This window comes from Massilia niastensis DSM 21313, from assembly GCF_000382345.1.
GTDB classification, from domain to species: Bacteria; Pseudomonadota; Gammaproteobacteria; order Burkholderiales; family Burkholderiaceae_D; genus Telluria; species Telluria niastensis.
This window is the reverse complement of the sequence record NZ_KB908084.1, coordinates 49,437-62,058: the sequence shown is the minus strand read 5'-3', so window position 1 is coordinate 62,058 and position 12,622 is coordinate 49,437. Positions and strand designations below refer to the sequence as shown.

The following is a 12,622-nucleotide window of genomic DNA, read 5'->3' as shown; positions in this document are numbered from 1 at the left end:
GCACGGTGGCGCATTCGTGCATGCGTTATTTGAACGCGTGGGCGGGAAACCCGCCCACGCTACGATTGCATGCGCGCGGAATCGTAGCCGATCCGCACCGCGCCCCAGTGGCGGCCCTCGATCATGACCGGCATCGACAGGTCGTTGATCACCTCCCCGGTATCGCGCAGGTAGGTCTGGAGCAGGAAGGGCTGGCGGTTCTTCGCCAGCTTGCCGCCGACCGGGTCGTCGAAGATGCGCTTGTTGCGGCAATAGACCAGGTCGTGTTCGGGGCGGCCGGTGGGCGGCTGCGAGAATTTGGTGTTGTGCGCCGGCGCAAAGCCGCGGTTGTCGACCGCCAGCGCGTACGCCGCGCCCGGCAGGTCGCCCAGCACGCGGTCGAAGATGGCCTGCAGGTCGCGCTCCACGGCGCGGTCCCACGAAGTCGTGAAGCGCGGCGGGTTCGATTGCGGGATCGGCTTGTAGGCCTGGTCGAAGATGTCGGCGCCGCCGGCGGCATGGCGCCCAAGGCAGGACAGCACGTCTTCGCGCAGGCGGGTGGTGGTTTCCACCAGCGCGTCGAAGGGCGTGCCGCCGGTGCGGAATTCCGCCAGCACGCCCTGGATCTCTTCGGTGGCCACGCGCACCTCGTCGACGCGGCGCGAAGCGTCGGTCATGGTGCTGGCCGAGGTGGAGGCATTCGCGGCCACCTCGCCCACCCGGGCGCCGATCTGCTGGTTGATGCCGTCCAGCGACTGCATCGCGGCCGCCATCTCGTTCACGGTCCCGGTCATGCGCTCGAAATCGGCGACGAAGGTGGTGAAGTGCCCGGCCGCCAGGCCGACCTCGCGCGCGGAGACGTTCACGCCGGCCAGCACATCGGCGGTCGCGCCGGAGGTCGACTCGACCAGCGAACGCATGGCGCCGCTCGCCGTCGAGATCTTCACGACTTCCGCGTTGACCACCTGCGACAGGCGGCGCACCTCGGCCGCCACCACGGCGAAGCCCCTGCCCGCCTCGCCGGCGCGGGCCGCCTCGATGGCCGCATTGATGGCCAGCAGGTTGGTCTGGTTGGCGACGTTCTCGATGATGGTGCCGAATGCGGTGATCGACTGCAGGTGCACCACCAGCTGCTCGACGGTGCGCGAAAAGCCCTGCACCTGGCTCTCGATGTGGCGCATGCGCTGCTCCAGGCGCGCCAGCTCGTCCATCGATGCGCGCGCCACCCCGAGGTTGCGCTCGGCCGTGCGGGCGATCTGGTCGGCGCCCAGCTTGACGCCGGCGGACAGCTGGGTCACCTCGTGCGCCGCATCGGCCAGCTCGTGCGCCGCCTCGTACTGCCGCGTGGCCTGGGCCAGCGCATGGTCGACCTCCTTGTGCAGCCGCGCCGTGTTGATCGCCGTCCTGATGCTGCCGTCCCTGGCCTTGACCACCAGCGCGCGCACGCTGCCGCTGACGCCGCCCCTGCCGGCCGGCGCGAACGCCATCCTGGAAGCGCGCATGGCGCCTTTCAACCACTTCATCCCTGTCTCCTTCCGCTTCCCGGCTCCCGCCTGCTGCGCATGGCCAGTGTATTTACGTACGGCAACTATATGCCGATTCGCCCCTGTTGTCATCGGAAAACGCGCGCGTGCGGCGCGGATCGACCGCGCCTCCCATGCGGTAAATGTGGCACCATGCATCCTGCTCGGGCCAAACTTACGTAGTAAATTTTCTTGCAGATCAGGTATTTATGTAGTAAATTTACATGCGACGCTTCCACCCACTTTTGCCCCGACATTGACCATGGCTCTATCCGATTTCGATCTCGTTCTCTTTGGCGGCAGCGGCGACCTTGCGATGCGCAAGCTGCTCCCTGCGATGTACTCGCGCGACGTCGCCGGCGACCTGCCGCCGACCGCGCGCATCATCTGTGTCGGCCGTGACGAAGCGTCACAGGAACAGTTCCTGCAGACCATCGAGACCAATTCGAAGCCGCATATCAAGGACACCCCGTCCAGCGAAGCCTGGGCCCGCTTCCTGAAGCGCATCGTCTACGTGGGGCTCAACGCCACCGACGTCGCCACCTATGGCGACCTGGTCGAAGCCCTGCGCAAGGACGAGGCGCTGACCCGGGTGTACTACCTGGCCACCCCGCCGCACCTGTTCGCCACGATCTGCGACAACCTGGCCGCCACCAGCCTGGTCACGCCGAATTCGCGCGTGGTGCTGGAAAAGCCCCTGGGCCGCGACCTGGCCTCGGCCAAGCAGATCAACCTCGAGGTCGGCAAGGTGTTCGCCGAATCGCAGATCTACCGGATCGACCACTACCTGGGCAAGGAAACCGTGCAGAACCTGCTGGCCCTGCGCTTCGGGAACATCCTGTTCGAGCCGCTGTGGCGCCGCGAATGGATCTCGGACGTGCAGATCACCATCGCCGAGAAGATCGGCGTGGGCAACCGCCTGGGCTACTACGACACCTCGGGCGCGCTGCGCGACATGCTGCAGAACCACCTGCTGCAGCTGCTGTGCATCGTCGCCATGGAACCGCCGGCCTCGATCGCGCCGGACGCCGTGCGCGACGCCAAGCTGCAGGTGCTGCGCTCGCTGAAACGCTTCACCCCGACCACCCTGGCGCAGAACATCGTGCGCGGCCAGTACCGCTCCGGCTACGTGGACGGCATGCCGGTGCCGGGCTACCGCGAGGAGCCGGAAGCGCCGAAGTATTCGAAGACCGAGACCTTCGTCGCCATGAAGGCCGAGATCGACACCTGGCGCTGGGCCGGCGTGCCCTTCTACCTGCGCACCGGCAAGCGCATGGCCGACCGCCTGGCCGAGATCGTGGTGCGCTTCAAGCCGATCCCGCATTCGATCTTCAACCAGCCGACCTCGAGCTTCCAGCCGAACAGCCTGGTGATCCGCCTGCAGCCGGACGAAGGCCTGTCGATGAACCTGATGGCCAAGACCCCGGGCGACGCCATGCGCCTGAAGCAGGCCGAACTCGAACTGGACTTCCGCGAGCAGTTCAAGAGCCCGCGCATGGAAGCCTACGAGCGCCTGCTGGTCGACGTGCTGCGCGGCCAGCTGACCCTGTTCATGCGCGGCGACGAACTGGAAGCGGCCTGGGAATGGGTCGAGCCGATCCTGGAATACTGGGAGCAGGACGACACCACGCCGGTGCCCTACACCTCGGGCACCTGGGGCCCTGCCGCCTCGAGCGCGCTGATCGGGCGCGACGGCCTGCAGTGGCGCGAAGAAGTGCTGCCGGAAGACTGAGGCCAGGCCCATGCTGCTCGACTCGATCCGCACCCAGCTCGATACGCTCTCCAAGTCGGAGCGCAAGGTCGCGCTCGCGGTGCTTGCCGCGCCGTCCGTGACGGTCAGCCAGAACATCACGGCGCTCGCCAAGAGCGCCCAGGTGTCCGAACCGACCGTGGTGCGCTTCTGCCGCACGCTCGGCTACGAGGGCTGGCACGAGTTCAAGCTCAAGCTGGCGCAGGGGCTGGCGCTGGCCCTGCCCGGCGCCAATGAACAGCCGGCCCAGGACGACCTGGCGGCCGACCTGATCAACAAGATCTGCAGCCGCTCGATCAATACCCTGCTCGACCTGCGCAACAACCTGAATCCCGAACTGATCCAGAAGGCGCTCGAGATCCTGGCGCGCGCCAACAAGATCGAGTTCTACGGCCAGGGCACCTCGGGCTTCGTCGCGGCCGACGCCCAGCACAAGTTCTTCCGCTCGGGCGTGCCGACCGTGGCCTATACCGACCCGGCGATCCATTCGATCGCGGCGGCGCTGCTGCGCGAGGGAGACGCCGTGGTGGCGATCTCACAGCGCGGCAACAACCCCTCGATGGTGCGCTCGGCCAAGCTGGCCCGCAGCGGCGGCGCGGAAGTGATCGTGCTGGCGCCGTCGGGCACGCCGCTGGCCGAGATGGCCACGCTGTTCATCCCGATCGACCTGGTGTTCGCGATCGATCCGTATACGCCGATCTCGGCGCGGCTGGCCTACCTGGTGGTCATCGACGTGCTGGCGGTCGGACTGGCGCTGCGCCGCGGGCCCGAGTTCCGCAAGAAGATGCAGAATGCGCAGAAGGCCTTGCAGGAGTTCGACATGCAGTTCGATTCCTTCATCGGCTAGGAGCCGCCTGACTGAGCTTGCCGACCGGTCCTTTGAGCGGATGCCGCTGGCGCTGTTCCGCCAGCCTTCCCAGCTGTGCGCGGCACAGGTGTAAAATACCCGGTTTCGACAGTTCCCGGCCCCGCCATGCACATCAATCCCGAACGCAGCGCCCGCCCCGACTATGACCTGCTGGTGCGCCAGGTCGCCAGCGTCCTCGAAGGCGAACGCGACCTGATCGCCAATGCGTCGCAGTTTTCCGCCCTCGTCTACGACACCCTCGCCGACCTGAACTGGGCCGGTTTCTACCTGACCGTGCCCGCCAAGAAGGGCGAAGGCCAGGACCTGCTGGTCGGCCCGTTCCAGGGCAAGCCGGCCTGCGCCCGCATCCCGTTCGGACGCGGCGTGTGCGGCGCCACCGCGGTCGAGCGCAAGACCATCGTCGTGCCGGACGTGCACGCGTTTCCGGGGCATATCGCCTGCGATTCGGCGTCGGCCTCGGAAATCGTGCTGCCGCTGATCAAGGATGGGAAGCTGGTCGGCGTGTTCGATATCGACAGCCCGACAGTGGATCGCTTTTCCGACGACGACCGTGTCGGCCTGGAACGCATGGTTGCGGCCTTCCTCGAGGGTACGGACTGCTGATGCGTCAGCGGCTTTTCAACTGAGGCCCCAGAATCCCCGTTTCACCGATCAACACCAGATTCACCACCGAGACCGCCATGAACCAACTCGAACAGCTCAAGCAGTACACCACCGTGGTCGCCGACACCGGCGACTTCCAGTCGATCAAGGCCTACGCGCCGCAGGATGCGACCACCAACCCGTCGCTGATCCTGAAGGCCGTGCAGAAGCCGGAATACCTCCCGCTGCTGGAAAAAGCCATCGCCGACGCGCCGCACGCCGAGATCGATGAGATCGTCGACAACCTCCTGATCGGTTTCGGCGTCGAGATCCTGAAATTCGTCCCGGGCCGCGTCTCGACCGAGATCGATGCCGCCCTGTCCTTCGATACCGAAGCCACCGTCGCCAAGGGCCGCGAACTGATCGCCCTGTACGAGAAGGCCGGCGTGTCGCGCGAGCGCGTGCTGATCAAGATCGCCTCGACCTGGGAAGGCATCCGCGCCGCCGAGATCCTGGAGAAGGAAGGCATCCACTGCAACCTGACCCTGCTGTTCTCGCTGTGCCAGGCCGTCGCCTGCGCCGAAGCCGGCGTCCAGCTGATCTCGCCCTTCGTCGGCCGCATCTACGACTGGTACAAGAAATCGACCGGCACCGACTACCAGGGCGCCGACGATCCGGGCGTGCAGTCGGTCAAGCGCATCTACCAGTACTACCGCAAGTTCGGCTACAAGACCGAAGTCATGGGCGCAAGCTTCCGCAACACCTCGCAGATCCTGGAACTGGCCGGCTGCGACCTGCTCACCATCTCGCCGGACCTGCTGCAGAAGCTGGCCGATTCCGACGCGACGGTCGAGCGCAAGCTGGTGCTTGACGCCGACGCCGACATCGCGAAGATCGCCATCGACGAGAAGAGCTTCCGCTTCATGCTCAACGACGACGCGATGGCGACCGAGAAGCTGGCCGAAGGCATCCGCGCCTTCGTCGCCGACTCGATCAAGCTCAAGAAGATGATCAAGGAAATGCGCTAAGCGCGTCGCTTCTTGGCGTAGTACGGCGCGCCACGCCCCGTGGCGCGCCGACAAGGCCTGGCGTCAGCGGGCGCGCAGGCCGGCCAGGTAGGTGTCCAGCACCTGCCCGCCCAGTTCCATCAGGTCGTAGGTCGAGGGCTCGAACACCCAGTTGCGGATCAGCCCATCGATCATGGTCCAGAAACCCATCGCCGCATTGCGCGGATCGACCCCGGGACGCAACAGTCCCATTGCCAGCGCCAGGTTCAGGTAGCCTTCCATCCGTTCCTGCCACTGCGTCATCGACTCGCGCCGGCGCACGCGCACGGCATCGACCTCGTCGGTGAATTCCACCTTCAGCATCGCGATCTCGAACACCCGGCGCGCCTTCGGATCCTCCACCGTGATGCGCAGCACCGTCATCAACTCGTCGCGCAGGCATTGCAGGGGATCGCCAGCCGCGCGCTCGTCGAGCAGCTTCACCGCCGCCTCCAGCGGCAGGGTGGCCCTTTCCATCATGGCATTGAAGAGCGCGCCCTTGTCCATGAAGTGCCAATAAATTGCGCCGCGCGTCACCCCGGCCTTAGTTGCGATATGCTGCAATGTCGTTCTGGACACACCCTGTTCAGCAAACAATATCTCTGCTGCATCAAGAATACTGTCGCGGGTCGCGGCCGCTTCTTCCTTCGTCCTGCGCATTTTTTGAAGCCTACTCCTGAAAATGAGGGGTCTAAAACATTTTACATACAGTCGTGATAGTATATAAAACTATTTGCAAAAGCCAGAGTTGATCCCGTGCCAAGGAGAGGTGTTGTTTTCCTGCGCATGGGTCAATCTGTTTACTCTAGAAGGAAGCACACGTAATGCGCTCTGCCACCTCCTCCTCCTTGTCCCTGACCCGGATCGCCGCCGGCACCCTGGCTGCCCTGGTGCTGCTGTCCGCCTGCGGCAAAAAGGATGATGCTGCACCGGCCGCCGCCGGCGGCAAGATGCCCGCCCCGGAAGTCGGCGTCATCACCACCAGATTCGAACCGGTCGCCCTCGAGACCGAACTGCCGGCGCGCGCCGAGCCGGTCCGCACCGCCCAGGTCCGCGCCCGCGTCAATGGCGTCGTGCTCAAGCGCGTGTTCACCGAAGGCAGCGAGGTCAAGCAGGGCCAGTCGCTGTTCCAGATCGATCCCGACACCTACCAGGCGCAGCTTAACAGCGCCCAGGCCGAGCTGGCGCGCGCCCAGGCCAACCTGACCCAGGCCGCGGCCCAGGCCGAGCGCTACAAGCCGCTGGTCGAGGCCAACGCCATCAGCAAGCAGGAATACACGAACGCCGTCGCCGCCCAGAAACAGGGCGAGGCGGCCGTCGCCGCGGCCAGGGCCCAGCTGCGCGTGTCCCAGATCAACGTCGGCTACACCAGCGTCAACGCCCCGATCGCGGGCCGCATCGGCCGCGCCCTGGTCACCGAAGGCGCCCTGGTCTCGGCCACCGAAGCCACCCAGATGGCGCTGATCCAGCAGACCAACCCGATGTACCTGAACATCACCCAGTCGGCCGTCGAGCTGCAGCGCCTGCGCAAGCAGGCCGGCGCCAGCCGCGTCGCCGGCGGCCTGCCGGTCACGGTGCTGCTGGAAGACGGCTCCGAGCTGGGCGTGCGCGGCAAGCTGCTGTTCTCCGACGTGACGGTCGATCCGAGCAGCGGCCAGGTCACCCTGCGCGCCACCGTGCCGAACCCGGACAACGCCCTGCTGCCGGGCCAGTACGTGCGCGTGCGCCTGGCGCAGGCCGAGCTGCCGAACGGCATCGTGGTGCCGCAGCAGGCCGTCACCCGCGGCGGCGCCCAGGGCGATACCCTGATGGTGGTCGGCCCGGACAACAAGCCGGCCCAGCGCACCGTCAAGATCGGTTCGCAGCAAGGCCAGAACTGGATCGTCACCGACGGCCTGAAGGAAGGCGAGCGCGTGATGGTCGACGGCTTCCAGAAGGTGCAGATGATGCCGCCGGGCACCCCGGTCAAGCCGGTGCCGTGGAAACCGGCCACCGGCACCGCTCCAGGCGCCACGACCGCCGCCGCTCCGGCGCCGGCCAGCCGCTAAGCGCCGCAGCACAGAAACAGGACTACTCCAATGGCACGTTATTTTATTGACCGCCCTATTTTCGCCTGGGTGATCGCGCTGTTCATCATGGTGATCGGCGGCGTCTCCATCACCCAGCTGCCGATCGCGCAGTACCCGAACGTGGCGCCGCCCGCGATCGTGATCAACGCCGCCTACCCGGGCGCGTCGGCCCAGACCCTGGAAGACTCGGTCATCTCCGTCATCGAACGCGAGATGAACGGCTCGCCGGGCCTGATCTACATGGAATCGAGCAGCTCCGCCAACGGCAGCGGCTCGATCACCCTGACCTTCGAGTCCGGCACCAACCCGGACCTGGCCCAGGTGGACGTGCAGAACCGCCTGTCGCGCGCCACCCCGCGCCTGCCGCAGGCGGTGAACCAGCAGGGCGTGCGCGTCGACAAGGTGCGCGCCAACTTCCTGCTGTTCACCATCCTGTCGTCGGACGATCCGAAGTGGGACCCGATCGCGCTGGGCGACTACGCCTCGCGCACCGTGCTGCCTGAAATCCAGCGCATCAAGGGCGTCGGCACCGCGCAGCTGTTCGGCACCGAGCGCGCGATGCGCATCTGGATCGACCCGGCCAAGCTGGTGGGCTACCGCCTGTCGCCGGCCGACGTCAACAATGCGATCCGCACCCAGAACGCCCAGGTGGCCTCGGGCACCATCGGCGAACAGCCGCTCGCGGCCGGCCAGGAAATCTCGGCCACCGTGGTGGTCACCGGCCAGCTCAGCACCGTCGAACAGTTCGGCAACATCGCACTGCGCGCGAATCCGGACGGCTCGACCGTCCGCCTGAAGGACGTGGCCCGCATCGAGATCGGCGGCCAGGCCTACGCGACCTCGGCGCGCCTGAACGGCAAGCCCTCGACCGGTATCGGCGTGCAGCTGTCGCCGTCCGGTAACGCCCTCGAAACCGCGAAGCTGGTGCGCGCGCGCATGGAAGAACTGTCGAAGTACTTCCCGCCCGGCATGAAGTGGTCGATCCCGTTCGACAGCTCGAAGTTCATCCAGATCTCGATCGAACAGGTGGTGCATACCCTGGTCGAGGCGATCGTGCTGGTGTTCCTGGTGATGTACCTGTTCCTGCAGAACATCCGCTACACCCTGATCCCGACCATCGTGGTGCCGGTTGCACTGCTGGGCTCGCTCGGCACCCTGCTGGCGCTGGGCTTCTCGATCAACGTGCTGACCATGTTCGGCATGGTGCTGGTGATCGGTATCGTGGTCGACGACGCCATCATCGTGGTCGAGAACGTCGAGCGCATCATGAGCGAGGAAGGCCTGCCGCCGCTGCAGGCGACCCGCAAGGCGATGAGCCAGATCTCGGGCGCGATCATCGGCGTGACCGTGGTCCTGATGTCGGTGTTCGTGCCGCTGGCCTTCTTCGCCGGCGCGGTCGGCAACATCTACCGCCAGTTCGCGGCGGTGATGGTGTCCTCGATCGCCTTCTCGGCCTTCCTGGCGCTGACCCTGACCCCGGCGCTGTGCGCCCACCTGCTCAAGCCGGTGCAGGCCGGCCACCACCACGAGAAGCGCGGCTTCTTCGGCTGGTTCAACCGCCGCTTCACCAAGACCGCGGCCCGCTACGAAGGCTGGGTCGCGCGCCTGCTGCGCGGCTCGGGCCGGACGATGGTGGTGTTCGCGGTGGTCGTCGGCGCGGTCGCGCTGCTGTTCACCCGCATGCCGAATTCGTTCCTGCCGAACGAGGACCAGGGCTACGTGATCGCCAACTTCCAGCTGCCGCCGGGCGCCACGCTCGAGCGCACCAACCAGGTGATGCGCACGGCCGAAGAGTACATCATGAAGCAGCCGGAAGTGCAGGACATGGTCAGCGTGATGGGCTTCTCGTTCTCCGGTTCGGGCCAGAACATGGCGCTGGCCTTCATCCCGCTCAAGAGCTGGGACGAGCGCAAGGGCGAAGGCTCGAGCGCGCAGGGTCTGGCGGGCCGCATCACCGGCCACCTGGGCGGCATCCGCGACGCCTTCGTGTTCGCACTGAGCCCGCCGCCGATCCCGGAACTGGGCCGCGGCACCGGCTTCACCTTCCGCCTGCAGGACCGCGGCGGCAACGGCCACGATGCGCTGCTGGCGGCGCGCAACCAGCTGCTGGGCATGGCCGCGCAAAGCCCGATCCTGGCCGGCGTCCGTCCGGAAGGCCTGGAAGACGCGCCGCAGGTGAAGCTCGACATCGACCGCGACAAGGCGCAGGCGCTGGGCGTCACCTTCGACGCGATCAACACCGCGCTGTCGACCGCGCTCGGCTCGTCCTACGTGAACGACTTCCCGAACGCCGGCCGCCTGCAGCGCGTCGTGGTGCAGGCCGAGGCCAGCGCCCGCATGCAGCCGGACGACCTGCTGCGCCTCAACGCCCTGAATACCCAGGGCCAGCCGGTGCCGCTGTCCTCGTTCGCGACCACGCGCTGGGTCACCGGCCCGATGCAGACCATCCGCTACAACGGCTACCCGGCGATGAGCATCGCCGGCGACACCAAGCCGGGCTACTCGACCGGCGACGCGCTGGCCGAGATGGAGCGCCTGGCGGGCCAGCTGCCGCCCGGCTTCGCCTTCGAATGGACCGGCCAGTCGCGCGAGGAACTGCTGTCCGGTTCGACCATGGGCGTCCTGGTGATGTTCTCGATGCTGGCGATCTTCCTGGCGCTGGCGGCGCTGTATGAAAGCTGGTCGATCCCGGTATCGGTCCTGCTGGTGGTGCCGCTCGGCGTCCTGGGCGCCGTGCTGGCGGCCATGATGCGCGGCTACCCGAACGACGTGTACTTCAAGATCGGCCTGGTGACCATCATCGGCCTGGCGGCGAAGAACGCGGTGCTGATCATCGAGTTCGCGAAGGACCTGCAGGCGCAGGGCATGTCGCCGGTCGAGGCGGCGATCAAGGCGGCGCACCTGCGCTTCCGCCCGATCATCATGACCTCGCTGGCCTTCATCCTCGGCGTGCTGCCGCTGGTGATCGCGGGCGGCGCCGGCTCGGCGTCGCAGCGCGCCATCGGTACCGGCGTGATGGGCGGCATGATCACGGCGACCCTGCTGGGCGTGCTGTTCGTGCCGGTGTTCTTCGTCTTCATCCGCAAGCTGTTCAAGGGCAGCGAGCGCCAGCGCAAGAAGTACGCACACCAGGAAGAACCGGTCGTCGAGGACAAGAAAATATGATCGAATCAAACAACATGATCAAGCAACTCACACGCATCGCCACCCCGCTCGCGCTGTCGATGGCGCTGGCCGGCTGCATGTCGCTGGCGCCGAAGTACGAGCGTCCGCAGGCGCCGGTCGCCGGCAGCTTCCCCGAGCTGCCGCGCGCGGCCAGCGCACCAGGCGCCCCGGCGGCCAATGAAGCGCCGGCGAATATCGAATGGCAGCGCTTCTTCGCCGACGCGCGCCTGCGCCAGCTGATCGAGCTGTCGCTGGCCAACAACCGCGACCTGCGCATCGCCATCGCCAGCATCGAGCAGGCCCGCGCGCAGTACCGCGTGGCGCGCGCCGACCGCCTGCCGACCGTGTCGGCGGCCGTGACCGGCAACCGCCAGACCACCGGCGAGGACGAGCCGATCAACAGCGTCTACCAGGCCGGCCTGGCCGTGTCGGCGTTCGAGCTCGACCTGTTCGGCCGCGTGCGCAACCTGTCGCAGGCGGCGCTGGCGCAGTACCTGGCCACCGAGGAAGCGCGCAAGACCACCCAGATCAGCCTGATCGCCTCGGTCGCCAACGCCTACCTGCAGCTGCTGGCCGACGAGGAACTCCTGAAGATCACCCAGGACACCCTCAAGACCCGCGAGGAATCGGACAAGCTGGTCAAGCTGCGCTTCGACAATGGCGTGGCCTCGCGCCTGGAAGTGCAGCAGTCGGTCTCGCTGGTGGAAACCGCGCGCACCACGCTCGCCCAGCAGCAGCGCCTGCGCGCGCAGGACATCAACCTGCTGACCCTGCTGGTCGGCCAGCCGATCCCCGCCACGCTGGCGCCCGGCGCCACCCTGGCCACGACCGAGCTGCCCGAGCTGCCGGCCGGACTGCCGTCCGACCTGCTGGCCACCCGCCCGGACATCCGGTCGGCCGAGCAGCAGCTGATCGCGGCCAACGCCAACATCGGCGCGGCGCGCGCGAACTTCTTCCCGCGCATCACGCTGACCGGCAGCGCGGGCAGCGCCAGCACCGAGCTGTCCGGCCTGTTCGACAGCGGCTCCTTCGGCTGGACCTTCGCGCCGCAGGCGATCCTGCCGATCTTCGACTATGGCCGCAACACGGCGATCCTGGGCAGCGCCCGGGCGCAGCGCGACATCTCGGTGGCGCAGTACGAGCGCGCGATCCAGACCGCGTTCCGCGAAGTGGCGGATGCGCTGGCGGGCCAGGCGACCTTCAGCGAGCAGCTGCGCGCCCAGCGCGCGGTGGCGGAAGCCGAAGCCGACCGCTTCAACCTGTCCGACCTGCGCTACCGCAGCGGCGCGGCCAGCTACCTAGACCTGCTCGACGCCCAGCGTTCGCTGTTCCAGGCCCAGCAGGCCGCCGTCCAGGCCAACCTGCTGCGCCTGCAGAACCAGGTCACCCTGTACCGGGTGCTGGGCGGCGGCTGGACCGAGCCGACGCCGCCCGTCGCGGCGCGCTGACCGCCCTCCCCCGCCAGCAAAGCCGGGCTGTTCGCAGCCCGGCTTTTGTTGGTTCTGCACGGATGAGCGCATTCAGGGTCAGGTCTGTCATTCGGACACCGATCGAGCACCTTTGCTCTATCTCGAAATGCTGGTTTGTTTATCCCGAACTCGTCAATGCTCGGCTCGCATTGGTTACCGAAACCCGCGCAT

At 67.0% G+C, this 12,622-nt stretch carries 9 protein-coding genes and 1 pseudogene; 7 read left to right on the top strand and 3 right to left on the bottom strand.

Features of this window, described 5'->3' with window-relative positions:
* Positions 1–59: 59 nt before the first annotated feature.
* Positions 60–1,502: a methyl-accepting chemotaxis protein gene (locus tag H162_RS0107205; RefSeq protein ID WP_020652783.1), complete on the bottom strand. Its 1,443-nt coding sequence runs from the start codon at positions 1,500–1,502 to the stop codon at positions 60–62.
* Between the two features lie 262 nt (positions 1,503–1,764).
* On the opposite strand from H162_RS0107205, the gene zwf reads away from it, so the two are divergent.
* The 4 genes from zwf (at position 1,765) to tal (ending at position 5,730) form a co-directional block, all read left to right on the top strand.
* Positions 1,765–3,234 (top strand): glucose-6-phosphate dehydrogenase, encoded by a 1,470-nt coding sequence (zwf, locus tag H162_RS0107200; protein ID WP_026354347.1) that lies wholly within the window; start codon positions 1,765–1,767, stop codon positions 3,232–3,234.
* A 10-nt stretch (positions 3,235–3,244) separates the two neighbouring features.
* Entirely contained in the window at positions 3,245–4,099 is an 855-nt protein-coding gene (locus H162_RS0107195) for an SIS domain-containing protein (RefSeq protein ID WP_020652781.1), read from the top strand.
* 126 nt (positions 4,100–4,225) lie between these two features.
* The gene (msrC, locus tag H162_RS0107190) at positions 4,226–4,723 is read left to right on the top strand and encodes a free L-methionine (R)-S-oxide reductase MsrC (RefSeq protein WP_020652780.1); all 498 of its coding nucleotides are present in this window, start codon (positions 4,226–4,228) and stop codon (positions 4,721–4,723) included.
* A 77-nt stretch (positions 4,724–4,800) separates the two neighbouring features.
* Positions 4,801–5,730 (top strand): transaldolase, encoded by a 930-nt coding sequence (tal, locus tag H162_RS0107185; protein WP_020652779.1) that lies wholly within the window; start codon positions 4,801–4,803, stop codon positions 5,728–5,730.
* Positions 5,731–5,793: 63 nt separating this feature from the next.
* Here the strand turns inward: tal and H162_RS0107180 are convergent, their stop codons facing one another.
* Together H162_RS0107180 and H162_RS35715 are read right to left on the bottom strand one after the other, a co-directional pair.
* A complete protein-coding gene (locus H162_RS0107180; protein ID WP_020652778.1) occupies positions 5,794–6,255 on the bottom strand; it encodes a TetR family transcriptional regulator C-terminal domain-containing protein in 462 nt (153 codons plus the stop codon).
* 30 nt (positions 6,256–6,285) lie between these two features.
* Positions 6,286–6,408, bottom strand: a pseudogene (locus tag H162_RS35715) (TetR family transcriptional regulator); the annotation flags it as partial.
* A gap of 164 nt (positions 6,409–6,572) precedes the next feature.
* Between H162_RS35715 and H162_RS0107175 the strand changes: the two are divergent.
* From H162_RS0107175 to H162_RS0107165, 3 genes are read left to right on the top strand one after another with little or no spacing between them, the layout of a single operon-like run.
* Positions 6,573–7,796 (top strand): efflux RND transporter periplasmic adaptor subunit, encoded by a 1,224-nt coding sequence (locus tag H162_RS0107175; RefSeq protein ID WP_040786721.1) that lies wholly within the window; start codon positions 6,573–6,575, stop codon positions 7,794–7,796.
* Between the two features lie 30 nt (positions 7,797–7,826).
* Positions 7,827–10,982, top strand: a complete 3,156-nt coding sequence (locus H162_RS0107170; RefSeq protein ID WP_040786718.1) for an efflux RND transporter permease subunit — start codon at positions 7,827–7,829, stop codon at positions 10,980–10,982.
* 14 nt (positions 10,983–10,996) lie between these two features.
* The gene (locus H162_RS0107165; protein WP_026354343.1) at positions 10,997–12,430 is read left to right on the top strand and encodes an efflux transporter outer membrane subunit; all 1,434 of its coding nucleotides are present in this window, start codon (positions 10,997–10,999) and stop codon (positions 12,428–12,430) included.
* Positions 12,431–12,622 lie beyond the last annotated feature (192 nt).

Coding starts and splice junctions, on each gene's coding strand:
- H162_RS0107205 (WP_020652783.1), bottom strand. CDS start 1,502: ATGAAGTGGTTGAAAGGCGCCATGCGCGCTTCCAGGATGGCGTTCGCG.
- zwf (WP_026354347.1), top strand. CDS start 1,765: ATGGCTCTATCCGATTTCGATCTCGTTCTCTTTGGCGGCAGCGGCGAC.
- H162_RS0107195 (WP_020652781.1), top strand. CDS start 3,245: ATGCTGCTCGACTCGATCCGCACCCAGCTCGATACGCTCTCCAAGTCG.
- msrC (WP_020652780.1), top strand. CDS start 4,226: ATGCACATCAATCCCGAACGCAGCGCCCGCCCCGACTATGACCTGCTG.
- tal (WP_020652779.1), top strand. CDS start 4,801: ATGAACCAACTCGAACAGCTCAAGCAGTACACCACCGTGGTCGCCGAC.
- H162_RS0107180 (WP_020652778.1), bottom strand. CDS start 6,255: ATGGACAAGGGCGCGCTCTTCAATGCCATGATGGAAAGGGCCACCCTG.
- H162_RS0107175 (WP_040786721.1), top strand. CDS start 6,573: ATGCGCTCTGCCACCTCCTCCTCCTTGTCCCTGACCCGGATCGCCGCC.
- H162_RS0107170 (WP_040786718.1), top strand. CDS start 7,827: ATGGCACGTTATTTTATTGACCGCCCTATTTTCGCCTGGGTGATCGCG.
- H162_RS0107165 (WP_026354343.1), top strand. CDS start 10,997: ATGATCAAGCAACTCACACGCATCGCCACCCCGCTCGCGCTGTCGATG.